Raw genomic sequence first — 23,725 nt, forward strand, 5'->3', positions numbered from 1 at the left:
GCCGGCGGTTCGAACCGTTCAAGGCGGCAGACCTCCACGTGTGCGTGACACACAGTATCCCCTCAGAGTTCCGTCGCATCTAGACTAGCAAGCGGTCTGTAAAAAGCGCTCGATGCGGAAATCGTGGAGTGGCGTTTCAGTCTGCCCAAGTGCAATAAGTTCGGCCATCACGTCGCCTACGCCGGGGCCGAGTTGGAAACCGTGTCCCGAGAAACCGAAGGCGTGGAAGAGGCCGGGCGTGGTCGCAGAGGGTCCCATAATTGGCAGGCCGTCTGCCACATAGCCCTCGCAGCCTGACCAGGTGCGAATGACGGAGACTTTTGCCAGTGCGGGTAGGAGCGGCAGCAGCATGCGAAGCTGTTGCGACAGGCTAGCCGGATCGGCCCTTGCATGGCCGGGGTCGAGCGGGACGTGGGTGCGTTCGACCCCGCCGCCGAACACGATGTTGCCGCGCTCGACCTGACGGAGATAGCCCTCGGTGCCATCGCCGCCCCATACGCCGAGGACCGGCAGGATGCGGTGTGGCAGCGGTTCCGTGACGCCCATTTGCGGACCGCGGGCCTCAATCGGCACGGCTTCGCCGAACCGGGCGGCGATCTGAGCACCCCAGACGCCAGCGGTGTTCAGTAGAACTTCCCCGCTGAATTGCCCCTTGGTGGTCGCCACATGGAAGCCAGAGGCGCTGTTCGTGATTGCGCCGACCTCGGCCTGCTCGACAATTTCGGCGCCGAGACGACGTGCGGCGGTCGCAAAGGCTGGTGAGATCAGGCGGGGATTGCCGCTGCCGTCCTCGGCTGAGAACGAGGCGCCGATAGCGCTTGGGCCGACACCTGGAAAACGGCTGCGGACGTCACGCACATCCAGTTCTTCGAGGACCAGTCCCCAGGGTCTAGCCGCATCGCTGAACGAGCGCATAGAGGCAAGCCCCGTTTCACCGAACACGAGGCGCAGGTGTCCGGTCGGGCGAAACTCGACATCTTGGCCGAGCATCGCTTCGGCCTCCCGCCAGAGGCAAAGCGAGCGATAGGCCAGCGGAAGCTGAGGTAGGTAGCGGCCGCTCCGGCGGATATTGCCAAAGGACGCCACCGTCGCACCACTGCCCACGCGGTTGCGCTCGATAAGCGTGACTTTCAGCCCACGCCGGGCCAGAAAATAGGCCGAGGCCGTGCCCATCAGCCCGCCGCCAAGCACGATCACGTTCACGCAGTATCTCCCCGGTTTGACGCATTGCCCAGACTGTTGGCGGGTGAGCACCAGCAAGTCAAAGTCGGGATTGTGTGCCGCCCATAAGTGCGGCCTATGGGACGTTGTACTGATGAGTATAAGCGGGACTTATGACCGCCGCCCATTTCGCTCTTGGACCGTGACGACCAAGCCGTGCAAGTTTTCGCCACATCAGCGAAAGGAATGGCCATGGCAAGCGCGACAACTGGAACCCCGACAGAACGGGCTGGTGGCGAGGACTGGAAAGTGGGGGTCGATATTGGCGGCACCTTCATCGATTTCTGTGCGCTGGAAGCGCGGTCTGGACGCGTCGCCTCTCTGAAGGTCCTGACGACACCCGACGATCCCGGCGCGGAATTGATGACCGGGTTGACCCTGCTTGCCGAACGGGAGGGTCTGGATCCGACCACGATCAGCCGTTTCGTGCATGGCACGACGGTCGGCATCAACACTGTCATCCAGCGACGCGGCGTTTCGCTTGCGCTTTTGACCAATGCCGGGTTCGAGGATGTCATCGAGCTGGCGCGCCTGAGAATGCCTGATGTCTATTCGCTGTTTTGCGCACGCCCTGACCAGCTGATTGCGCGCGACATGATCTTCGGCATTCCGGCGCGTCTGCGGGCCGACGGCAGCGAGGCCCGCGCGCCCGATATGGCCATTGTCGCGGAGGCCGTGACCGCCGCAAAGGCGAGTGGTGCTGCCGGGATCATTGTCTCCTTCCTGCATGCCTGGCGCAACCCCGCCCATGAGACGGCCGTCAAGCAGGAGATCGAGCGGCTGGCGCCGGATCTGTTCGTCTTCACGTCGTCGGAGGTCTGGCCAGTCATCCGCGAATATGAGCGGACCACGACGACGATCCTGAATGGTTATGTTCATCCTCGGATCTCCGGATATCTCACCGCTCTCGAGGACAGGCTAAAGTCGCGCGGTGTCACGGCTCCGGCCCTTCTCACCAAGTCGAACGGCGGGCTGATGAATGCGGCCGAGGGCAAGCGGTCCTGCGTGCAGATGCTGCTTTCTGGAACGGCCTCGGGCGTGATCGGTGCCGCGTGGCTTGCCAGGCGCGCCGGCGAACGGCAGGTGCTGACCCTCGACATCGGCGGCACGTCTGCAGACTTCGCGCTGATCATCAACGGCGAGCCGAAATTCGGCACCGGCGAGTTGATCGGCGAATTCCCACTGCACATTCCGTCTGTGTCCGTCAGTTCGATCGGGATCGGCGGTGGCTCGATCGCAAGCGTCGATCAGCACGGCGTGCTGCGTGTCGGTCCGGAATCGGCGGGTTCGGTCCCTGGTCCGGCCTGCTATGGCCGTGGCGGCGTAGAACCGACGGTGACGGATGCCATGGCGGTCTGTGGTTGGCTCGGTCACAGCGAGATGGCCTACGGTCAGTTGAAGATCGATGTGGATCTGGCCCGCACTGCGGTTGCGCGACTTGCCGCCCGGATCGGCCGGCTGACGGAAGCAACCGCCCAGGCAATCCTCGACGTTGCGATTTCGGAAATGTTCGTTGAAGTCGAAAAACTTGCCTCACGTTCGGGCGTCGACCTCCGGGACTTCACGCTGATGCCCTTTGGTGGCGGTGGCCCGATGCTGGGCGCGTTCCTTGCGCGCGAATTTGGCATGGCGAAGGTTATCGCGCCGCCCCGGCCAGGCGTCGTCTCGGCGCTAGGCGGACTGGTCGCTGATCTGCGCGGTGACTTCATCCGCACGGTCTTTGTCCGTCTCGCAGAAACGGCACCATCCGTGTTGCTGGAAGCCCTCGACGCGCTTGTCGCAGAGGGCCAGAACTGGCTTGCCGCACAGGGGCACGAGGGTCCGGCAGACCTGAGGATCTCAGCCGATATGCGCTATTTTGGACAGAGTTTCGAGATCGAAGTGCCGATCGAGCCGGCCTGGATCCAAGACGGCGACCGTGCGGCCATGGAGACGGCATTCCATGCCATGCATGCGCACCTCTACGATTTTTCTGATCCGGATGGCGAGGTTGAACTCGTCAACCTGCGGCTTTCGGCGATTGGTGCCGGTCCTGTCCTCGAATTTCCGGTGGCGGCGAATGAGGTGGCGAGCCTTGCCTCCCCCGAACGTTTGATCCCGGTCTTTATCGGCAATGCGGTTGAGGAGATCGGCCTTTTCCGTCGCGGCGCGCTCAATCCCGGAGAACACTTCAGAGGCCCCGCAGTGGTGGCACAGGACGATACGACCTTTGCCATTCCCGCCGGTACTGACGCGCGCGTCGACTGCCACTTGAACATTCACCTCTCTTTTGCGGAGTAACGCCATGTTCGACCAGACCAACCTGCGTGTCTTCGCAAACCATGTTCGGGCGGCGGCCGAGAACATGGCCTATACGCTGCAGCGCACGGCGCACTCGGCCTTCGTCAAGGAAACGGAGGACTTCACCGTCATGCTGATGAACCGCAAGGGCGAGACCTTCGGGGTGCCGATGGGGCTAGGCGCCACCTGGTATCCAGGGCTCACCTGGGGCCGGGTCATCGACATGGTCGGGGACTACAGGCCGGGCGACGTCGCCTTTACCAACGATCCCTATTCTGGCCATGTCGCAACACATGCGCCGGACACCCATCTGTGGAAGCCCGTCTTCCATGATGGCGAACTCATTGCCTGGACCGGCGGACATATTCACAATACCGATATGGGTGGCGCTGTTCCGGCCTCGCTGTCGCGGGCACTGACGGAGATCCATCAGGAGGGTATCCGCTTTCCGCCGATGAAGCTGGTGCGGGAAGGGGTGTTCGACGAAACCATCCTGAGCATCATGACGACCAATGTGCGCAAGCCGGATCTCAATGTCGGCGACATCAAAGCGCTGGTCGGCGCACTCAATACCGGCGAACGCAAGATCCTCGCGATGGTGCAGAAGTTCGGAAAGCAGGCCTTTCTCGAAGGCGCCGAGGCGCTTCTGGATCATGCCGAGGCGCAGGCGCGTTCCATCCTGCGGTCGATGCCGGACGGAACCTGGGAATTTGTCGACTATGCCGATGAAGATTCGGTCGAAGCCAATCCCTGCCGCTTGAAGCTGACCCTGACAATCCGGGGAGGTGAGGCGGTACTCGACTTCACCGGTTCCGATCCGCAGCTCGGCTCTTCGCTCAACGTGCCCTCGGGTGGTGATCCGCGCCATACGATCTTGTTGGTCGGCGTCTACTACGTCCTCTACACGCTGAACCCGAACATTCTCCTGAATACCGGACTCACTCGCCCCTTCACCTGCATCGCGCCTGAGGGCAGCGTGCTCAATCCGGTGCAGCCAGCCGCGGTCGGCATGCGGTCGCTCACCTGTGCGCGGCTCAGGTCCGTCATCTTCGGCGCTTTCAGCCAGGCCGTGCCGCAGCGGCTGCCGGCGGCACCCGCCGGCAACAATTGCATCGTCAACGTGATGACCACGGACGAGAGGACGGGGCGCACAGTGCTGGCGGCGGTCAATCCGGTGGTCGGTGGCGGTGGCGGCATGCCGCATCGCGACGGCACGAATGGTTCGGGCGCGGATGCCGCCTATCTCAAGAACACGCCGATCGAGATCACCGAGACGGAGGTTCCAATCGAGTTCCTGCGTTATGGTCTGGCGCGCGACAGCGGCGGGGCCGGGCGCTGGCGTGGCGGTCTTGCCACCGAAATGGCCTTCAAAGTTTTTGCGCCGGGCAGCCGGATCACCGCACGCAATCGCGACCGCAGTTTCTTTCGCCCATGGGGTGTGCTCGGCGGACGGGCCGCGGGCCTTTCGGACATGGTGCTGAACCCTGGAACGGATCGCTATCTTCGGCTCGGCAATATCGACACGGCGGTGCTGCAGCCGGGCGATGTGCTGGAGATCCGGTCGGCCGGTGGCGGCGGGCGCGGCAATCCGCTCGAGCGCGAGACCTGGCGCGTCGCACGGGACGTGCAGCGCGGCTACGTTTCGGTAGAGGCTTCCGAGCAGGACTACGGGGTCGTGATCCGTCAAGGCGTCGTTGACGAGGCCGCGACGGCCCGGCTGCGCTCCTTGGCGCCGGTCCCTGTCGCACATTTCCATTTCGGGCCTGAACGCGAGGGTTACGAGGCGCAATGGACGCCCGCCGCCTATGCGCTGCTGACGGAAATCCTTGCGGGTCTGCCGATCCATTGGCGCTTCTTTGCCAAGACCGAGATATTCCGTCGCATGAAGGACAGGGTCGGGCATGACGGCGTCGCAGCTGCCTTTGCGGAAACAAGGGCACGCTTTCAGGAAATGCCCGAGCCAAAACCCGTCACCAGGATGGCCGCCGAATGAAACTGGAAACGCAACAGCATTTCGGCGATGGGCGGATTGTCCGCCTTGCGGAGATTGACCGACCTCGCGTTCGGTTCTTCCTCAATGGTGTGGCATGCGAGACATTGGCCGGCGATACGGTGCTGACCGCCATTCTGGCTTGCGCTCCGGCGCTCCGGCGCTCGGAGTTCGGGCCGGAGGCGCGGGCCGGCTTCTGCCTGATGGGCGCCTGCCAGGACTGCTGGATCTGGCAGGAGGAGGGCACGCGGCTCCGGGCCTGCTCCACACCGATCGCCGAGGGAATGCGGCTGGCGACCGAGGCGCCGGAGTGCTGGCCATGACCGTGCCGCCGGCACCAGCCGTGGTGATCGTTGGCGCCGGACCCGCCGGCATCCGGGCCGCGGAATTGCTTGTTGCAGCGGGCATAAGGCCGGTCGTAATTGATGAAGGACAGAGGGCCGGTGGACAGATCTACCGCCGTCCACCGCCTGGTTTCACGCGGACGCCGCAAACGCTCTATGGCACGGACGCCAGCAAGGCGCAGGCCTTGCATATGTTGTTCGATGCCATGGTGGCCGACGGACGGGTTGACTACCATCCATTGAGCTCTGCCGTTGCCGTAGCCGACGGTGTACTTCATGCCCTGACGCCTGCCGGTCGCTGGACCTTCCCCTATTCGCGCATGATCCTGGCGACAGGTGCCACAGACCGTCTCGCACCGGTGCCAGGCTGGCAGTTAGCCGGTGTCTACAGCCTGGGCGCAGCGCAGATTGCTTTGAAAACGCAGGGTGTGGCGCTGGGACGCAAAATCGTGCTTGCCGGTTCCGGACCGCTTCTGACGCTGGTCGCCTTTCAACTGCTGAAGGCGGGTGCCGATGTCACGGCCGTGCTCGACACTGCGCCGCTGTCTGCACAGGTTGCAGCCTTGCCGGGCATGCTGGCGCGACCCTCGCTGGTTGTCAAAGGTTTACAGATGCGCCTGCGGCTCGGCAGGCGTTACCATGCCGGGGTCACTTTGGATGGCATCGATTGCGACAAACGTGGACCGGTGGGCATCCGCTGGCGAGATGCGCAGGGAAGGTCCAGCGTCACCGCCTGCGACATGGTCGGCCTCGGCTGGCACCTGCGTGCCGAGACGCAGCTTGCCGGGCTTGCCGGATGCACCTTCGACTACGACGATGTCTGGGCGCAATGGCTGCCGCGAACAGACAGCCTGGGCCGCGCGGCGGACGGGCTTTACCTTGCCGGTGATGGTGTGCGGATCCTGGGGGCGGATGGTGCGGAAATGTCTGGACGGTTGGTGGCCGCCGCCTGTCTCTCCGACATGGGCCTGCCGGCACCCGATCTCGCATCCGACCTGCGTCGGCTAGCCCGCTACGAACGCTTTGCCCGAGCGCTGGCCCGGGCATTTCCCTGGCCGGCTGCCATGGTCCGCACTATCCCTGACGAAACGATTGTCTGCCGCTGCGAGGGCACGACGGCCGGGGAGGTGCGCCACACAGCCACGAGAAATGGTGCAGAGGCCAACCGGGTGAAATCGCTTGCCCGCATTGGCATGGGCCGCTGCCAGGGCCGCTATTGTCAATTGGCCGGTGCCGAACTGATTGCCGCGCAGGCCGGCATTTCGGTTTGCAACGCCGGGCGTCTTCGTGAACAGGCCCCTGTGCGTCCTGTTCCGATTGGGGCTTGGATTGGTGACGGACGGGGGGAATGAACCAACGACAGGATACTCTATTGGGTCGCGCTGCTCGCCTGCAAAACCTTCAGGCAGGCACTGCGCAGACAGTCTCGCATGATGGCGTGATTGGGTGTGAGCGGCCGGTCCTTGCTGGTGAGAAGGGCTACCGGGACCGTCAGCCGGGGCAGAAAGGGGCGTCGGACGAGACCCGGAAACTGTTCCCAGGGCAAGAGACCGTCGACGATTGCGACGCCGAAGCCATCGCGCACGAAAGGCAGCGCAGTGATGGATATGTCGATCTCGATGGCCGGGTTGAACGCACTGTTTTCCGCCTCTGCGGCGCTTGCGAGTAGCTGTCCGGGAAGCGTATCGATGCGGTAGGAAATCAGCGGTTCGTTCCGGATGTCGGCAAAGCCGATTGTGTCCTTGCCGGCCAGGCGATGCCCCTCGGGCAAAATGCAAATCAGTTCGGTATTGCCGAGCGTTTCCACCTGAATTCCGTGTCGAGGAGTATTGTTCATCACGATGCCGATGGGGGCGTCGCCGCTTCGCACCATCTCGACGACATTGTCCAGCGGGGCGATCAGCGAGCGCACGACAACCTCGGGATGGACATCGCGGAAGGCTGAAAACGCTTTTGGCACGATCGCCATTGCCGGCGGTGCGGAGGCAGCGATCCGGATCAGGCCGGTGCGGCCGAAGCGCATGTCAGTCGTTCGCCGTCGCAGTGCGCCGATCTCGGCAAATATGCGTTCGGCTTCGGGATAGAGTTCTTCTGCCTCCTGCGTCGGAACCAGTTTCCCCTTTAAACGGGTAAACAGTTTGAACCCAAGTTGATCCTCGGTGTGCATGAGGATCTGGCTCAGAGCCGGTTGCGAGATGTTGAGCATCTGCGCGGCGCCCGTCACCGTTCCACAACGCATGACCATGCAGAAGACTTCGAGCTGTCGGGCTTGCATCGAGATCTCCTGTTTGTCCGGCGGACTAAACGCAGGGCAGCCTAGCGCCAAATGCTGTGTTTCAAAAGTCCGCCACTTTGCCCCATGCGGTTTGCGAGAAGCGGTTGGGATGATACGGGCGCGGATCAACCAGCGGGTCCGATCCCGCAACGATGTCGGCGATCAGATGGCCTGCGCCGGGGCCGATGCCAAAGCCGTGGCCGCTGAATCCAGCGGCCAGGATGAAGCCGGGAATGGATGGCGTCTCCCCGATAGCGGGCACACCGTCAGGGGTGGAGTCGATATAGCCGGCCCAGCTTGCTGCGATGCGGCGTCCCTTCAGGGCCGGCAGCAGTTCTGTGGCGCGCTCATAGGTCAGACGGATCGTGCCGCCATTGACGGCCGGATCGAGGATCCGCATGTGTTCCATCGGGGTCGGACGATCAAGCCGCCAGCGCGAGAGGCTTTCGTGGCCGCTGCGCACGCCTTCAAGGCCGCCCGGCGAGAGAGAGCGCCAGCGGCGCAGGAACATCGGTAGGAATTGAGCAGCAAAGCGGATCTGCTGGGCGGTTGGATCCACTCGGCCACGGCCGCTGATCGCGAGCGTATATCCACCGTCGCCGCGGCGTGTCACAGAGACACGGGCTGTGTGCAGGGCATCTGGAAGCACACCTTCCCCCGGAGCCACAGAGAGGATTGACGATCGGATGGACGCCTGGGGAAACCGGATGCCGAGCTGCCGGCAGAAAGAAGAAGCCCAGGCGCCGCCGGATAGGACTGCCGTGCCGGTGCAGATCGTACCATGCTCGGTGACCACGGCGGAAAGCCGCCCGCCCTCCGTCTCGATGCCGCGTGCAGCGCAGTTTTGAAGCACTGTCCCGCCGACCTTGAGGATCGCGCGCGCGACGGCTGGCGCGGCGCGGGACGGGTCGGCTGTGCCGTCGCTCGGCGAGAACACACCACCCTTCCAAGTGCGGCCGGTCGCCTTACCGTATTCACCAGCGGCTTCGCCATCCAGCATCTGGGTCGTCACGCCGACGGTTCGGGCGAAATCCCGCCATCGCGCCCAATTGGCCAGTTCTTCCTCGCTATTGCTTAGATAGAGAAGCCCGCAGCGGCGGAAGCCGGTGTCCTCCCCGCTCTCTTTCGCGAACTGTTCCCACAGATAGAGGCTCTTCGTCGCCATTGGCAGTTCACGGGCGTCGCGGTTTTGTTGACGGCACCAGCCCCAATTGCGGCTCGATTGTTCGGCGCCGACGCGGCCCTTCTCCAGCAAAACAACTTTCAGGCCCCGTTTGGCGAGATAATAGGCGGTAAATACCCCGACGATACCGGCCCCGATGATGACAGCATCGGCCGAGCGGGGGAGTTCGTCTGGGCTTTCCACAAGCGTGAGCGGTGCTGGCATGGGTATCGGTCTCCTTGTCGCGCAACCAGCATAACGGCTCGTCCGCACCAAGGGTGCCGCACATACCAGTTGTGCAGCAGAAGATTCCGTGACGACATATCAATGCGGATGATCGTGCCGGGCTCATCTGCGCAGAATGGAATAGACACGTTCTGCCATGGTGTTAAGCTCGATTGAGGAAATCTGCAGCATAAAATTCCGCCAATTTTCGGCGCTTATCGGGGAGATAAATGGATGAAACTGGACCGGATAGACATCAAGATTCTCCATGAGCTGCAGAAGAATGGCCGCATCACGAATGTCGAGTTGGCCGAGTTGGTGAACCTGTCTCCCAGTCCTTGCCTGATGCGTGTCAAGAAGCTCCAGCAGGAAGGCTTCATCGAGGGCTATTCCGCACAAATCAATGTCAGCAAGCTCGGGCAGACACTGACCGTCTTTACTGAGGTCACACTAAAGAATCACCGGCAGATCGATTTCGCCCGTTTCTTGGCTGTCGTGGGGAAGATCGATCAAGTGATTGAATGCCATCTGGTGTCGGGGGGCTACGACTATCTCATCAAGTTTGTCACGGCCGGTATTGGCGAATATCAGGGGATAATGGAACGGTTGACCGATATGGATATCGGCATCGACAAGTATTTCAGCTTCGTCGTGCTGAAATCACCAATCGTGAAAACTCATATGCCGTTGACCAGTCTGTTTCCACTTTAGAGCTTCATTTCCTTTACAGTCCATTCTGCTGGCTCAGCACGCCGTTGCATGAGGATGGCGCAGAGCGATGCCACTCCATTGGTCAAGACACCCACTCTAGGTTGGCGGTAAGGTGTACGACGAAGCCCGTCGTCAGCGATGGCCGTACGTCGTGACCAGCTCAGGATCAAGTTCGAGAGTGTCCAGCCAACTCGGATCAAGCCTCGGAACGGAAGAGAAGAGCAGCTTCGAATAGGGATGCTGCGGTGCCTTGAGCACGGCAGGCGTGATCTCCTCAACTTTGCGGCCGCCATACATAACGACAATCTCGTCGCAGATTGCCTCGACCACCGAAAGATCATGGCTGATAAAGATGTAGGACAGCGAAAGTTCACGCTGCAGCTCCTTCAGGAGTTCGATGATGGCCGCTGCGACAACGGTATCCAGAGCCGACGTGACTTCATCGCAAATGATGAGCTTCGGCTCGGCGGCAAGCGCGCGCGCAAAGTTGACGCGTTGCTTCTGGCCACCTGAAAGCTCCTGTGGTCGCCGGTGGCGGAGCGTCTTGGGCAGGTGTACCATGTCGAGCAACTGATCGATGCGGCTGTCCCGCTGCTTGCCCTTCATTCCGTGGTAGAACATCAGCGGCCGGCCGAGAATCTCCTCGATCGATTTTGCCGGGTTGAGCGCCGTATCGGCGTACTGGAAGACAATCTGCATTTCGCGCAAGTGATCGCGGCTGCGCTGCCGGACCGAGCCTTCAAGTTCGGATTTATCGAAGAGGATTGTCCCCGAGGATGCGGGCAGAATGCCTGCAATGGCACGAGCCAACGTGGATTTGCCGCAACCGGATTCACCGATGATCCCGAGATTGCGCCCTTTTTCCACAGTTAGACTTACATCCTGAACCGCGCGAACCAGAGGTTGTCCGTCCGCCTGGATCGGGCCGTAGCCGGCGGATAGCCCCTTAATTTCTAGAAGGACTTTTCTCTCTTCCACCACGGTCTCTTCGCCTCGCGGCTTGGGTTCGAACGCGGCCAGGAGTTCGCGCGTGTAGGGATGCTGGGCACGGGTCAGAATGTCAGCCGTGGCGCCCACTTCCTGTACTTCACCGTTGCGCAAGACCACAATGCGATCAGCGATCTGGGCGACCACGGCCAGATCGTGCGACACGTAGACGCCGGAAATGCCTCCCTTCTTCATCACCGACTTGAAGGCGCGCAGGACCTCGATCTGGGTCGTGACGTCAAGAGCGGTCGTCGGTTCATCGAAGATGACAAGCCTCGGATCGCCGATGAGTGCCATGGCGGCCGAAAGGCGTTGCAACTGGCCGCCGGAAACCTGGTGGGGATAGCGGCCGCCGATCGTCTCGGGATTGGGCAGCGAGAGGGCACGGAATAGTTCGACCGCCTTCTGCCGTGCCTCTTCAGCCGGCATCAGCCGATGGATCCGGGTGACTTCGACTACCTGTTCGATGATACGCTGGGCCGGGTTAAATGCCGCCGCAGCGGATTGGGGGACATAGGCGACCTCGGTGCCGCGGATTCCGGCGCGTTCACGTTCGCTCAGCGTCACCATGTCCTTGCCGGCGATCCGGACAGTGCCGCCCGAAATGCTGCAGCCGGAACGGGTGTAGCCCATGAGCGTCAGAGCGATGGTGGTTTTTCCAGATCCGCTCTCGCCAATGAGGGCCACAATTTCTCCAGGCGCGATATCCAGGCTCACGCCCTTGATGATTTCGACGCGGCGGCCGCTGTCGGTGGTGGCCTCAACTTTCAGATCGCGGACTTCGACGAGGTTTTCCATTCAGGCGTTCCGATCTCGGATTTTTTGCGGCAGGTTGTCGATCAGGAGGTTCACGCTGATGGTCAGGCTTGCGATCGCCAGCGAGGGGACGATGACGGCGGGGGCGCCGAACGGCAGCCCACCGACGTTTTCATGCACCAGCGCGCCCCAATCTGCATAAGGCGGCTGCACACCAAGCCCCAGGAAGGAAAGGCCGGACAACAGCAGGACGATGAAGACAAAGCGCAGGCCGAGATCGGCAAGCACCGGGCCTGTGATGTTCGGCAGGATTTCGGAGCGAATGATGTAGAAAATGCCTTCACCGCGTGTGCGCGCCACCGTGATGTAGTCCATGGTGTTGATGTTCACGGCCAGCGCCCGGGCAAAACGATAGGCACCCGGCGTGTAGATGACGGCGAGCGTGACGATCAACACGGTGATGGACGAGCCGACCGCGGCGACCACGACCAGACCGGAAAGCTTTCCGGGTATGGAGTTCATGGCATCGAGAAAACGGCTTAAAGCCGCATCCAACCATCCACCGACAACTGCCGCCGTCATGCCGAGGACGACGCCGCAGAAGCATGCGATAGAGACGGCGGCGAGCGAGATGCCCACGGTGTAGCGAGCGCCCATGAGAATCCGGGAAAGCATGTCGCGGCCGAGATAGTCCGAGCCGAGCCAGAACCGGCTGCTGATCGCGCCGAAATAGTCCTCGTCGACGATCTCGCCGACCGGGTGAGGAATGATATGTGGCGCAATCAGCGCAATGATCCCCCAAAAAAGCATGATCGACAGGCCGATCATGCCGACCCAGCTGAAGCGGTAGCCGAATTTTTGCGAAAGGGTGGCGGATTGGGTCATGATCAACGCAGCCTCGGGTTGGCAAGAATGGCAATGATGTCTGCGAGTGTGATCAGGCTGAGATAGCCGATGCAGAAGATCATGGCGCAGGACTGGATGAGTGGCAGGTCGCGGGTTGCCACCCCGTCGACCATCAGCTTGGCAATGCCGGGGTAATTGAAGATAGTTTCGACGATGATCACGCCGCCGACCAAATATGACAGGGACAGCGCTACCGCATTGACGATCGGGCCGACGGCGTTTGGCAAGGCGTGACGCAGCACCATGCGGGGGCGGGAAGCTCCCTTCAAAAGCGCTGTCTCGACATAGGGTGTGTTGATGGTGTCGATGACGGCGGCGCGGGTCATGCGGATCATCTGTGCCGCGACAACGAACGTCAGGCTGATCACCGGCATGGCGTAGACCTGGAGCATCTGCCAGACGGAGGTGACATCGTTGGCAAAGGAAAGCGCAGGCAGCCATTTGAGGTAGACAGAAAACACCAGGACAGCCGAGGTTGCGACCATGAACTCCGGAATCGAGATGACGCCGATGGTAAGGATGGTCACCGCGCGGTCGTAGAGCGAACCACGAAACATCGCTGCAGTGATGCCAAGCGTCAGTGCAAGCGGCACGGAGAACAAGGTGGTGATGCCGGCAAGTCTCATCGTATTGATGAAGCGGCCGCCAATCAGGTCCGCAACTGCGACATTGTTGACGTAGGACGTTCCGAGATCGCCACTTAAGAACCCACCAAGCCACCGCAGGAAGCGTAGGTATGCCGGATCATCGAGGTGCATGGCGGTACGGAGACCGGCGACGGCTTCCGGTGTTGCGGCCTGGCCGAGCAGGATGGTCGCAGTATCGCCCGGCAGCATCGCCGTCGCGAAAAACACCGCGAAGGACACGATTAGGAGTGTCAAGGCCGCGATCAGCAGCCGAACCGCGATAAGATTGAGTACATACGTGCTCAAGAAGAGGCTCCCTGCTGGACAATGTTTTACAATGGCGGACAACGCCGCGGGGCGATAGTCCGATGCGCGTCATTCGCCGAACAAGCTCCGGGCGGCCGCGGATGAAGAAGGCAAGGCGCCACTGCGACGCCTTACCCTTCCTAATGTCTGCTAGGCGTCGAGCCAGACATATTCGGCGAAGGCGTAGCCCATCTGGCCACCCAGCGGGTTGGCTTCCAAGCCCTTCAGATTGCCTGAAAGCGCGTCCACGTTGGACAGGAAGACCGGGATCACGGTGCCAGCTTCCTCGGAGATCATGACCTGCATTTCGTCGTAGATCGCCTTGCGCTTGGCCTGGTCCAGCAGACCCCGAGCCTCGACCAGCATGCCGTCAAACTTTTTCGACTTGTATTGGCTTTCGTTCCACGGTGCGTCAGACGAATAGAGCAGCGAGAACAGGATGTCCGGCGTGGGGCGGGGGTTGATGTTGCCGAAATGCACAGGCGCCTTCAGCCAGTAGTTCGACCAATAGCCGTCGGACGGCACGCGCTGGACGTCGAAAGCCATGCCGATCTCGGCCCCTGCCTGCTGGACCAAAGTGGCCATGTCGACCGAGGAGGTCGCAGCATCGGAGGCGACGACCGGAATGGACTGGCCGATCAGGCCTGCCTTTTCGAAATGGAACTTCGCTTTTTCGGGATCGAAGACCTTCGGCTTCAATTCGGCATTATAGTAGATGCTCGCGGGCGAAACCGGCTGGTCGTTCGCCAGTTCGGCCAGGCCGCGCATGACGGATTTCTGGATCTGCTCGCGATTGATCAGGTGTTTCATGCCGGTGACGAAATCGGCCTTGTTGCCCGGTTCCATGTCGAGGCGCATGTTGAGGTTGGTATAGTTGCCGGACGTGGTCTGCGACAGGACGAAACCGGGCTGGCTTTCCACCAGCTTCATCGAACGGGGCTTGATGGACGCTGCCAGATGAATGTCTCCCGAGAGAAGCGCATTGACCCGGGCATTGTCGTCACTGATGGCGAAATACTCGAAGGAGTCGATATATGGACCCTGGGATTTGAAGTAGTTCGGATTCTTGACAGCAACGGACTTGACGCCCGGCTCGAAGCTTTCAAGCTTGAAGGCGCCTGTCCCTATGCCCTTGGAAAAGTCCGTCGTGCCGTCCTGAACGATCATGAAGTGATGCATCGACAGGATGGTCGGCAGGTCGGCATTGGGGTTCGCCAAGGTGATCTCCACCGTCAGCGGGTCGACAGCCTTGACGCCAGTGATCTGCTTGGCGATCGAATTGACCTTGGAGCCGACATCGGGATCCAGGTGCCGCATCAGCGAAAAGACGACGTCTTGCGACGATAGTGTCTTGCCGTCATGGAAGGTGACGCCAGAGCGCAGTTTGACCGTCCAGAGCTTGGCGTCCGAGCTTTCGACGCTCTCTGCAAGCTCCATCTGGGTTACGCCGCTCTTGTCGAGGAATGTCAGGCGATTGTAGAGCGCGCAGCAGCGCACATAATCCGTCGATAGCGAAGCCTTGGCCGGATCCAGCGTGTCGGCAGTCGATGCCGACCAGCCTGCTGCCTTGAGATGTCCGCCCGACTTCGGCGTTGCGGCGTGGGCGCTGGTGGCACGCCCGAGAATAGCCCCGCTGGCCGTGAGCGCAACGCCGCCGGCCAGCAGCATGTGGAGAAGCTCACGGCGCGTGGCGCCGCGGCGAATAGCATTTTCCACCATCGCGTCGTCTGATGGGGTCCAATTGAGAGTTCTATCGTTCATGTCATTCCCCTTTTCGTTGTCTGGTTATTGGGCTGCCTGTCTTGAAGCAGGCTTGGCTCGTCTTTGAGATGATCGCCGGTCAGCTCCGTCCCGCAGTTGCGGCTTCGGCAAGGTCGGCCATCGAGGTAAAGTGGTAGTCAGGCTTGGTGAACTCGGCCGGTTCGATCGTACCGCCGTAGCCCTTCTGTGCGTGGCGGCGCTCGATCCAGCAATTGGTCATGCCCAAGTCCCGCGAGACGCCGATGTCGTGATACTGGCTCTGGGCCACGTGCAGGATATCGTCCTTGCTTGCGCCCTCACCGGATATGAAGTTGAAGACCTGGTGAAAGAAGGCCGGGTCGGGTTTCTCGGTGCCGGTATCGTCGGCGGTGAAAGCGGCATGAAAGGGATTGCCGAGTTCCGCCGAGAAATGTTCGAACGCCCACCGGCGGGCATTCGTCATGGCGATCAGCCGGTAGTCGCGGGCAAGCCGCGCCATGGCTTCGGCGCTGTCGGGGAAGGCTTTCCATTTTTTGGCAGAATCGCGCAGGCGTTCGCCAAGGGCCTGGTCAGCCGGCAGGCGGAGCTTCGGAGCAATCGCGAGGTAGACGCGGACGAGGTCATCCGGGAAAAGGTCGGCATCATCGGCATAGCGGGCGGAGCGATAAAGGCTCAGCGCTTCCTCGGCGTCAATGGTCACGCCCGCTTCCACCGCGATCTCGTTGAGGCAGGAGGTCAGCCCGCCTTCAAAATCGATCAGCGTACCGACGACGTCGAAACTCATATACTTGAAGTCAGACAGAGACTTGATCAATTTAGTATCCCCAGTTTCGAACGCATAGGGCACCACTTCGGCACGCTTGGCGAAAGATTATGCTGTTCCCTGTCCCGAACGTGCCGGGGCTTTCCTGTCAAAGGCCCCATTTTCAAGGGGTCGGGCCTTCGCTGTCTTCGAGTTTGGCATCTTCATCGCACCGTTTTCGCCGAATCGATGCCATGGCACGGCAGAAGATTCTAAAATGCGGCGCTCCGCGATATTTCGGGAGCGCCTGCTGGCGACCCTTTCAGTCTTTCAGCGCCCGGCGGACATCCGGATCCTCCAGCGTCTGGTCGAGCGTCTTTATGGTTCGTTCGAGAATGGCGTCGATGTCCTGATCGGTGCAGCAGAGCGGAGGTGCATAACCCAGCACGCCAGTGGCAAAAGCGCGGATGACCAGTCCATTGTCCCAGGCTCGATCGAAGATGCGGCGCGACGGCTGCGCTTCTGCAGGCAGAGGCGTCTTCGTTTTCTTGTTGGCGACCAGTTCGATCGCCGCCAACATACCACGTCCACGCACGTCGCCGACCAGGGGATGATCCCGCAAGGCCTCAAGACCGGCCATCAGTCGCGCACCCGCTTTCACACCGTTTTCCAGCAGGCCATTTTCATAAAGCCTGAGCACTTCAAGGCCGACGGCAGCGCTGACGGGGTGGGCCGAATAGGTATAACCGTGGCCGACCGCGGATGCGCCGGCGCCATCGGCAATCACCTGATAGACATGGTCCGCCATGAAAACGGCACCCATGGGCACATAGCCCGAGGTCAGGCCTTTGGCGGTCGTCATGAAATCGGGAACGACCTCGTCTTCCGAGCAGGCGAAGAGAGGACCGGTGCGACCAAAGCCGGTGATGACCTCGTCGGCGACGAAGAGGATATCGAGTTCCCGGCAGAGATCCCGCAGGGCCTTGAGCCAGCCCTTCGGCGGTACGATGACGCCGCCCGAGCCCTGGATCGGCTCGGCATAGAAGGCGGCAACCCGGTCGGCACCGATCGCCTCGACCTTGGCACGAAGGGCGGCAAGTGATGCCTCGATGATGGACGTTGCATCTTCCCCGACCGGGTTGCGGTAGGGATAGGGGGACGGAATCTTGTGCTGCCAGTCGAATGGGATACCGAAACCGGCGTGAAAATTGGGGAGGGCCGTCAATCCGGCGCCAACCGTGGAAGAGCCATGATAGCCCTGCTCGATCGAGATGAACTGGTCGCGCTGTGGCTGGCCCTTGGCGATCCAGTAATAACGGATGAAGCGGATTGTGCTGTCGACGGCGTCCGAGCCGCCGAGAGTGAAGTAGATGTGGTTGAGGTCGCCAGGCGCCCGGTCGGCAAGTTCGGAAGCAAGGCGGATTGCCGGCTCGGACCCCAGGCCGAAATAGGCTGTCGCATAGGGCAGTTCCCGCATCTGGCGCGCGGCTGCCTCGACGATCGAATCATGGCCATAGCCGGCATTGACGCACCAGAGGCCAGCAAAGCCGTCGACGAGCTGATGGCCGGATGCGTCGGTCACCATTGCACCCTTGGCGGAGGCGAGCACGCGCACGCCCTGCTGCTCATGGCCACGATAGGAGGCGACGGGATGGATGAGGTGAGCGCGATCAAGCTCGATGAGGGAATTGTTCAACATTGTCATCTCCGGGTCAGCCGAGGGCCTGATTGGCAAGGGCAAAGGTGGTGACCGCCGGTGCGGCGGTCGGGATTGTGACGGGCCGGGCCATGGCGATCCCGCCGCCGACATGGGCAAAGCCCTGACCTTCGAGCCATGGGGCGAGACCGGTTCCGGCGCCGGTGTCGACGCGCAGGAAAGCGCCTTGCCGGCGGCTGATGAAGTGGGAGACAAGTGCCTTGGCATCATCGAGATCTGGAGCAACGATCGGGCCGATCACGTCGCCGCGACCGAAGGTGCGAATGGCGGCAAATGCGACTACCTGCCCCTCGCGGCAGATCACGGCATATTCGCCGATCTCGGTAAGCTTTCGAATGAGATCGGCGCGGTCGGCACTGTAAGCCTGTCTGTCGAGGTCGAGAATGGCTGCAAGATCGTCCGCGGTCGCTGCCCGGGTGTTGTCCGGTGCTGCGATGCTGCCGGCAACGCCCTGATGCTGGACGATCGTTCCCGTTTCGCGAAAACCCAGCCGCTCGTAAAGTGGCAATCCCTCGGCCGTGGCGACGAGGCGCAGTGGCCGGCAACCGGCAAGCGTCATGGCGGCTTCCATCAGCCTTCGTCCAAGTCCGCGTCCGCGCATGCCCTCGTCGACGATCACCATGTTGATCGTTGCGCAGTCTGCGCCGTAAGGGGTGAGCAGGATCGTGCCGACAACCTCGCCGGAGCCCGTGACCGCGACGAAGCCCTCGCTCAGGGCCAGGGCCAGTCGCCAGTCTTCCGGCCGATGCGGCCAGCCGGACTGACGCGACAGCCGGACGGCATCATCAAGATGCTCCAGGCCTATGGGCGTAATGGCGATGTCGATAGTCTGCATGGGGTCGTACCTTCATTTTCTGAACACAAGTGTTGCGTTCAACGGGCCGGTAGATTGTCTGAAGGCAGCACCGGCGGCGATATCTTCAGCCGTAGGAGCAGGTGGCCGCCGCATCTTATGCTGTGAGCCGGTCATAGGCGTGACTGGAAAGGGATTTCCAAACTCGATTGAGTGTTCCATGCCCAACCAAATGCCATTCCGGTCGACAGATACGGAACTTTCTGCTTTCAAATCCCGCAATTCAGTCGACGCGGTCGCCGGAAGCCGACCTATGATCTAGCCATCAGCAACCGGCTGCACGGCCCTGCCTATCAAGGACGACGCGTATGACGACCTTCCGCCCGAAATTCATTACCTTCGACTGCTACGGCACCCTGACCAATTTCCAGATGGCGGAAGCAGCGCGCGACCTCTATGGAAACCGCATGGATGAGCCGAAGATGCTGGAGTTCATCAAGAATTTTGCCGCCTACCGGCTGGATGAGATCCTCGGCGACTGGAAGCCCTATGCCGATGTGGTTCACCATGCGCTGGAACGTGCCTGCAAGCGAAACGGTGTCGCCTTCAAGGGCGAAGATGCCCGGTTCGTCTATGAGCGGGTGCCAACCTGGGGGCCGCATGCGGATGTGCCGGCCGGGCTCGCCAAGGTCGCCAAGGAAATCCCGCTGGTCATTCTCTCCAATGCGATGAATGCACAGATCATGTCGAATGTCGAAAAGCTCGGCGCGCCCTTTCACGCCGTCTACACGGCCGAGCAGGCGAATGCCTACAAGCCACGCTTCCAGGCTTTCGAATACATGTTCGACATGCTGGGCTGCGGGCCGGAAGACATTCTGCATTGCTCCTCCTCCTTCCGCTACGACTTGATGTCTGCCCATGATCTTGGGATCAAGAACAAGGTCTGGGTCAACCGTGGTCATGAGCCGGCCAATCCCTATTACGGTTATGTCGAAATCTCCGATATCTCCGGCCTGCCTGGCGTCGTCGGGCTCTAAGGAAAGACAAAACCCATGAAATACCTGTCCTACTGGCACGATACGGCACCCCGCTTCACGGGCGCTGTCGCGGGGCCGATCGAAGGTCACTACGACGTGGCGGTGATCGGCGGCGGCTTTACCGGGCTTGGCGCGGCGCGGCAGCTTGCCAAGGCCGGGACGAAGGTGATTGTGCTGGAGGCGGAAACCGTCGGTTACGGTGCGTCTGGACGCAATGGCGGCCATCTCAACAATGGCCTGGCGCACAGCTATCTGGCGGCCAAGGCGGAAATCGGCAAGGAGCGCGCCATTGCGCTCTACCAGGCGCTGGATGCCTCGATCGACACGCTGGAGGCAATCATTGCCGAGGAGGGCATAGACTGCAATTTCCGCCGGGCCGGCAAGCTGAAGCTCGCCTCCAAGCCGCAGCATTTCGAGAGCCTTGCCAGGAACTTCGAAGCGGTGCATGCAGAAGTGGATGCCGATACGGCGCTGCTTTCGCCCGCCGATCTCAGACATGAAGTCGGCTCACCCTTCCACGGCGCGATGCTGTCGAAGAAGAGCGCGATGATGCACATGGGGCGCTATGTCACCGGCCTCGCCGGGGCCGCAAGCCGGAGCGGCGCGGTCATTGCCGAGAAGGCGGCGGTCAAGGAGCATCTTCAGACGGATGGCCGTCATGTGCTGAAGACGGCCAAGGGCATTGTGACGGCAGATCAGGTTCTGGTCGCCACCGGTGCCTATACCACGCCGAATTTCGGTTATTTCCGCCGCCGCATCATCCCGGTCGGGAGCTTCATCATCGCCACCCGGCCGCTGACGGATGCAGAGGTTGCTGCGACCATGCCGGGCAACCGCACCTGCGTGAACTCGATGAATATCGGCAATTACTGGCGTCTATCGCCGGACAACCGGCTGATCTTCGGGGGCAGGGCGCGTTTCTCCGCCACGTCCGACCAGCGATCGGACGCCAAGGGCGGCGCAATCCTGCGCGAAAGCCTCGTCCGGCTCTTTCCGCAGCTCGCTAAGGTCGAGATCGACTATTGCTGGGGCGGGCTGGTCGACATGACCAGCGACCGTTTTCCACGGGCGGGCTATCACGATGGGGTGTGGTACGCGATGGGCTATTCCGGCCATGGCGCACAGCTTTCCACCCATCTCGGCATGACGATGGCCGATGCCATGCTCGGCCGGCCGGATCGCAATCCGCTCAAGGGCCTCGACTGGCCGGCGGTTCCCGGTCATTTCGGCACGCCCTGGTTCCTGCCGCTGGTGGGGCTTTACTACAAGGCGCTCGACCGGTTCCAGTAGGGACACAATTCGGTTTCGGGCTGCTTCCGTTTTGCATGAAAAAAGGGGGGATGTCTTGGGCCCCCTTTTTCCGTTCCGGCAGATTGCGGACGGCTCAGGCGAGCCCGCCGATGTGGAAGGACTTCATTTCCAGATACTCCTCGATGCCGGCCCTGGCACCTTCGCGGCCGAGGCCGGACTGTTTGACGCCGCCGAACGGGGCGACTTCGGTGGAGATGGCGCCGGTGTTGAGCCCCACCATGCCGAATTCGAGCGCTTCGCCGACACGCCAGGCACGTTTCAGGCTTTCCGTGTAGAAATAGGCGGCAAGGCCAAAGGGCGTGCCATTGGCGATCGCCAGCGCCTCTTCCTCGGTTTCGAAGCGGAAGAGCGGGGCCACCGGGCCAAAGGTCTCCTCGCTGGCGAGTTGCATGTCCGTCGTGGCGCCGGTGAGGACCATGGGGGCGGCATATTGTTCGCCGGCCGGCATGTCCGTGCGGGTCGTGACAATCGTCGCGCCCTTGGTCAATGCGTCTTCGACATGGCGGTTGATCTTGGCGATGGCGGCCTCGTTGATCATCGGCCCGATCGACACACCGGATTCGGTACCGGGTCCGACCTTCATGGCGTTGACACGGCTGCTGAGTTTTTCGGCAAATGTGTCGTAGACTCCGGCCTGGACGAGAATACGATTGGCGCAGACGCAGGTTTGCCCGCCATTGCGGAATTTTGAGGCGATGGCGCCCTCGACGGCCAATTCAAGGTCCGCATCGTCAAAAACGATGAACGGCGCATTGCCGCCGAGTTCAAGGGAAAGCCGTTTTACACTGTCTGCCGCACCGCGCATCAGCAGCGAACCGACCCGCGTCGAACCGGTGAAGGAGATTTTCCGCACCGTCTCGTTCGCCATGATCTCGTTGCCGATGGCCGTTGGCATGCCGGTGACGATGTTGATCACGCCGGCCGGAATGCCGGCCTTTTCCGCAAGCCAGCCGATCGCGAGCGCCGAGTAGGGCGTGAATTCGGAAGGTTTGATGACCACGGTACAGCCGGCGGCGAGGGCCGGGGCAACCTTGCGGGTGATCATCGCATTGGGGAAGTTCCAGGGCGTGATGATGCCGCAGACGCCGACCGGCTCCTTCAGGACGATGATCCGCCGGTCCGGCGTGGGGGAAGGGATGGTGTGCCCCTCGATGCGCCGGGCCTCCTCGGCGAACCATTTGACGAAGGAGGCGCCGTAGCGGATTTCGCCGCGTGCCTCGTCGAGCGGCTTGCCCTGTTCCGTCGTGAGAATCAGCGCAAGGTCCTCGATGTGCTCAAGCATCAGCGCATGCCAGGATTCGAGCAGGGCGGCCCGTTCGGCATGGGTCTTCTTCTTCCACGGGGCATAGGCGGCGGAGGCCGCCTCGATGGCCGCGCACGTCTCAGCGGTGCCCATGTCCGGCACGGTGCCGATCGCGGATTGGCTGGCGGGATCGATGACGTCGATCGTGTTGCCGGACGCTGCCGGCGTCCACTGGCCAGCGATCAAAGCGTGTTGCCGGAAAAGGCCTGGTTCTTTCAAGGTCTGCATAGTTTTGTCCTGTCCCAACTGGATCATAGTGCTGCAAGAACGGTGGCGGTGATCGCCTCTGTCCGGTCCTTGCCCGGAATGGTGCCCATGCCGCCTGCGGTGGTGCGCTCGATGGCCGCCATGATGGCAGCGGCGGCGTCGGTTTCGCCCAGGTGGTCGAGCATCATCGCTCCAGACCAGATGGTGGCGATCGGGTTGGCGATGCCGAGATGGGCGATATCGGGCGCAGAACCATGCACCGGCTCGAACATCGAGGGCGCGCTTCTGTCCGGATTGATGTTGGCGGACGCGGCAAAGCCGAGCCCGCCCTGGATAGCGGCGCCCAGATCGGTCAGGATATCGCCAAACAAGTTGGAGGCGACGACGACATCGAGGCTTTCCGGCGCCATGACCATGCGCGCCGCCATTGCGTCGATGTGGTAGCTCGTCACTTCGACATCCGGATAGTCGGCCGCGAGCTGATGGGTCACCTCGTCCCAGAACACCATCGAGTATTTTTGGGCGTTCGATTTGGTGACGGAGGCGAGCTTGCCGCGGCGGTTGCGCGCCTGTTCGAAGGCGAAGCGCAGGATGCGCTCGACGCCCGTGCGGGTGAAGATCGAGGTTTCGACCGCCACTTCATTGGCTGTGCCCTGATGGATGCGGCCGCCGGCGCCGGAGTATTCGCCCTCTGTGTTTTCACGGATGCAGAGGATGTCGAAAGCGTCCGCCCTGAGCGGACCCTGAACCCCCGGCAACAGGCGATGGGGGCGGATATTGGCGTATTGCACGAAGCTCTTGCGGATCGGCAGCAAAAGGCCGTGCAGCGAAACCGAATCAGGCACCTGCTGCGGCCAGCCGACTGCGCCGAGCAGGATGGCATCGAAGCCGCGAAGCGTCTCGATACCGTCCTGCGGCATCATCGCACCGGTTTCTTTGTAGAAGGCGCAGGACCACGGGAATTCGGTGCCTTCGAGGGCAAAACCGGCTGAACCTGCCGCCTTCTGCAGGACCGACCAGGACGCTTCCGTGACATCGGCTCCGATGCCGTCGCCGGGAATGAGAGCAATTCTGTGGGTTTTCATG

19 protein-coding genes are annotated in these 23,725 nt (G+C 61.8%); 7 read left to right on the forward strand and 12 right to left on the reverse strand.

What is annotated here, in order from left to right; translation table 11 throughout:
• Positions 1-84 precede the first annotated feature (84 nt).
• Positions 85-1,203 carry an NAD(P)/FAD-dependent oxidoreductase gene (locus J2Z75_RS18780; protein WP_209854268.1) on the reverse strand — a complete coding sequence of 373 codons (1,119 nt, stop codon included), beginning with the start codon at positions 1,201-1,203 and terminating at the stop codon, positions 85-87.
• 210 nt (positions 1,204-1,413) lie between these two features.
• On the opposite strand from J2Z75_RS18780, the gene J2Z75_RS18785 reads away from it, so the two are divergent.
• The 4 genes from J2Z75_RS18785 to J2Z75_RS18800 are packed head-to-tail and all read left to right on the forward strand — an operon-like array spanning position 1,414 to position 7,187.
• Positions 1,414-3,501, forward strand: a complete 2,088-nt coding sequence (locus J2Z75_RS18785) for a hydantoinase/oxoprolinase family protein (protein WP_209854269.1) — start codon at positions 1,414-1,416, stop codon at positions 3,499-3,501.
• 4 nt (positions 3,502-3,505) lie between these two features.
• A complete protein-coding gene (locus J2Z75_RS18790; protein ID WP_209854270.1) occupies positions 3,506-5,494 on the forward strand; it encodes a hydantoinase B/oxoprolinase family protein in 1,989 nt (662 codons plus the stop codon).
• Complete coding sequence (locus J2Z75_RS18795; protein WP_209854271.1) at positions 5,491-5,814, forward strand: (2Fe-2S)-binding protein; 324 nt, start codon at positions 5,491-5,493, stop codon at positions 5,812-5,814. Before J2Z75_RS18790 ends, J2Z75_RS18795 begins: the two co-directional genes overlap by 4 nt.
• Entirely contained in the window at positions 5,811-7,187 is a 1,377-nt protein-coding gene (locus J2Z75_RS18800) for an FAD/NAD(P)-dependent oxidoreductase (protein WP_209854272.1), read from the forward strand. Before J2Z75_RS18795 ends, J2Z75_RS18800 begins: the two co-directional genes overlap by 4 nt.
• 17 nt (positions 7,188-7,204) lie before the next feature.
• Here J2Z75_RS18800 and J2Z75_RS18805 read toward each other — a convergent pair whose 3' ends face one another.
• Both J2Z75_RS18805 and J2Z75_RS18810 read right to left on the reverse strand, forming a co-directional pair.
• Positions 7,205-8,110 (reverse strand): LysR family transcriptional regulator, encoded by a 906-nt coding sequence (locus J2Z75_RS18805; RefSeq protein ID WP_209854273.1) that lies wholly within the window; start codon positions 8,108-8,110, stop codon positions 7,205-7,207.
• 61 nt (positions 8,111-8,171) lie between these two features.
• Positions 8,172-9,497 carry an NAD(P)/FAD-dependent oxidoreductase gene (locus tag J2Z75_RS18810; RefSeq protein WP_209854274.1) on the reverse strand — a complete coding sequence of 442 codons (1,326 nt, stop codon included), beginning with the start codon at positions 9,495-9,497 and terminating at the stop codon, positions 8,172-8,174.
• Between the two features lie 234 nt (positions 9,498-9,731).
• Between J2Z75_RS18810 and J2Z75_RS18815 the strand changes: the two genes are divergently transcribed.
• Positions 9,732-10,208 carry an Lrp/AsnC family transcriptional regulator gene (locus J2Z75_RS18815; protein ID WP_209854275.1) on the forward strand — a complete coding sequence of 159 codons (477 nt, stop codon included), beginning with the start codon at positions 9,732-9,734 and terminating at the stop codon, positions 10,206-10,208.
• Between the two features lie 132 nt (positions 10,209-10,340).
• Here the strand turns inward: J2Z75_RS18815 and J2Z75_RS18820 are convergent, their stop codons facing one another.
• From J2Z75_RS18820 to J2Z75_RS18850, 7 genes are all read right to left on the reverse strand, one after another.
• The gene (locus tag J2Z75_RS18820) at positions 10,341-11,993 is read right to left on the reverse strand and encodes an ABC transporter ATP-binding protein (protein ID WP_209854276.1); all 1,653 of its coding nucleotides are present in this window, start codon (positions 11,991-11,993) and stop codon (positions 10,341-10,343) included.
• Positions 11,994-12,836, reverse strand: a complete 843-nt coding sequence (locus J2Z75_RS18825) for an ABC transporter permease (protein WP_209854277.1) — start codon at positions 12,834-12,836, stop codon at positions 11,994-11,996.
• Between the two features lie 2 nt (positions 12,837-12,838).
• On the reverse strand, positions 12,839-13,789 hold the full coding sequence (locus J2Z75_RS18830) for an ABC transporter permease (RefSeq protein ID WP_209854278.1): 951 nt from the start codon (positions 13,787-13,789) through the stop codon (positions 12,839-12,841).
• 150 nt (positions 13,790-13,939) lie between these two features.
• Entirely contained in the window at positions 13,940-15,550 is a 1,611-nt protein-coding gene (locus tag J2Z75_RS18835) for an ABC transporter substrate-binding protein (RefSeq protein ID WP_209854279.1), read from the reverse strand.
• Positions 15,551-15,629: 79 nt separating this feature from the next.
• Positions 15,630-16,343 (reverse strand): HAD-IA family hydrolase, encoded by a 714-nt coding sequence (locus J2Z75_RS18840; protein ID WP_209854280.1) that lies wholly within the window; start codon positions 16,341-16,343, stop codon positions 15,630-15,632.
• A 250-nt stretch (positions 16,344-16,593) separates the two neighbouring features.
• Positions 16,594-17,970: an aspartate aminotransferase family protein gene (locus tag J2Z75_RS18845; RefSeq protein WP_209854281.1), complete on the reverse strand. Its 1,377-nt coding sequence runs from the start codon at positions 17,968-17,970 to the stop codon at positions 16,594-16,596.
• Between the two features lie 13 nt (positions 17,971-17,983).
• Positions 17,984-18,823, reverse strand: a complete 840-nt coding sequence (locus J2Z75_RS18850; RefSeq protein WP_209854282.1) for a GNAT family N-acetyltransferase — start codon at positions 18,821-18,823, stop codon at positions 17,984-17,986.
• A 326-nt stretch (positions 18,824-19,149) separates the two neighbouring features.
• Here J2Z75_RS18850 and J2Z75_RS18855 point away from each other — a divergent pair, with 326 nt between their 5' ends.
• Entirely contained in the window at positions 19,150-19,818 is a 669-nt protein-coding gene (locus J2Z75_RS18855) for a haloacid dehalogenase type II (RefSeq protein ID WP_209854283.1), read from the forward strand.
• A gap of 15 nt (positions 19,819-19,833) precedes the next feature.
• The gene (locus tag J2Z75_RS18860; protein ID WP_209854284.1) at positions 19,834-21,108 is read left to right on the forward strand and encodes an NAD(P)/FAD-dependent oxidoreductase; all 1,275 of its coding nucleotides are present in this window, start codon (positions 19,834-19,836) and stop codon (positions 21,106-21,108) included.
• 94 nt (positions 21,109-21,202) lie between these two features.
• Here the strand turns inward: J2Z75_RS18860 and J2Z75_RS18865 are convergent, their stop codons facing one another.
• Both J2Z75_RS18865 and J2Z75_RS18870 read right to left on the reverse strand, forming a co-directional pair.
• Complete coding sequence (locus tag J2Z75_RS18865; protein WP_209854285.1) at positions 21,203-22,660, reverse strand: NAD-dependent succinate-semialdehyde dehydrogenase; 1,458 nt, start codon at positions 22,658-22,660, stop codon at positions 21,203-21,205.
• A 23-nt stretch (positions 22,661-22,683) separates the two neighbouring features.
• Positions 22,684-23,724 carry a tartrate dehydrogenase gene (locus J2Z75_RS18870; protein ID WP_209854286.1) on the reverse strand — a complete coding sequence of 347 codons (1,041 nt, stop codon included), beginning with the start codon at positions 23,722-23,724 and terminating at the stop codon, positions 22,684-22,686.
• Position 23,725 lies beyond the last annotated feature (1 nt).

The sequence above is a fragment of the Rhizobium herbae genome (genome assembly GCF_017873135.1).
Classification (GTDB): domain Bacteria; phylum Pseudomonadota; class Alphaproteobacteria; order Rhizobiales; family Rhizobiaceae; genus Pararhizobium; species Pararhizobium herbae.

Bases quoted from the DNA above. Each gene is read 5' to 3' on its own strand.
- J2Z75_RS18785 (WP_209854269.1), top strand. From the start codon at position 1,414: ATGGCAAGCGCGACAACTGGAACCCCGACAGAACGGGCTGGTGGCGAG.
- J2Z75_RS18790 (WP_209854270.1), top strand. From the start codon at position 3,506: ATGTTCGACCAGACCAACCTGCGTGTCTTCGCAAACCATGTTCGGGCG.
- J2Z75_RS18795 (WP_209854271.1), top strand. From the start codon at position 5,491: ATGAAACTGGAAACGCAACAGCATTTCGGCGATGGGCGGATTGTCCGC.
- J2Z75_RS18800 (WP_209854272.1), top strand. From the start codon at position 5,811: ATGACCGTGCCGCCGGCACCAGCCGTGGTGATCGTTGGCGCCGGACCC.
- J2Z75_RS18805 (WP_209854273.1), bottom strand. From the start codon at position 8,110: ATGCAAGCCCGACAGCTCGAAGTCTTCTGCATGGTCATGCGTTGTGGA.
- J2Z75_RS18810 (WP_209854274.1), bottom strand. From the start codon at position 9,497: ATGCCAGCACCGCTCACGCTTGTGGAAAGCCCAGACGAACTCCCCCGC.
- J2Z75_RS18815 (WP_209854275.1), top strand. From the start codon at position 9,732: ATGAAACTGGACCGGATAGACATCAAGATTCTCCATGAGCTGCAGAAG.
- J2Z75_RS18820 (WP_209854276.1), bottom strand. From the start codon at position 11,993: ATGGAAAACCTCGTCGAAGTCCGCGATCTGAAAGTTGAGGCCACCACC.
- J2Z75_RS18825 (WP_209854277.1), bottom strand. From the start codon at position 12,836: ATGACCCAATCCGCCACCCTTTCGCAAAAATTCGGCTACCGCTTCAGC.
- J2Z75_RS18835 (WP_209854279.1), bottom strand. From the start codon at position 15,550: ATGAACGATAGAACTCTCAATTGGACCCCATCAGACGACGCGATGGTG.
- J2Z75_RS18845 (WP_209854281.1), bottom strand. From the start codon at position 17,970: ATGTTGAACAATTCCCTCATCGAGCTTGATCGCGCTCACCTCATCCAT.
- J2Z75_RS18850 (WP_209854282.1), bottom strand. From the start codon at position 18,823: ATGCAGACTATCGACATCGCCATTACGCCCATAGGCCTGGAGCATCTT.
- J2Z75_RS18855 (WP_209854283.1), top strand. From the start codon at position 19,150: ATGACGACCTTCCGCCCGAAATTCATTACCTTCGACTGCTACGGCACC.
- J2Z75_RS18860 (WP_209854284.1), top strand. From the start codon at position 19,834: ATGAAATACCTGTCCTACTGGCACGATACGGCACCCCGCTTCACGGGC.
- J2Z75_RS18865 (WP_209854285.1), bottom strand. From the start codon at position 22,660: ATGCAGACCTTGAAAGAACCAGGCCTTTTCCGGCAACACGCTTTGATC.
- J2Z75_RS18870 (WP_209854286.1), bottom strand. From the start codon at position 23,724: ATGAAAACCCACAGAATTGCTCTCATTCCCGGCGACGGCATCGGAGCC.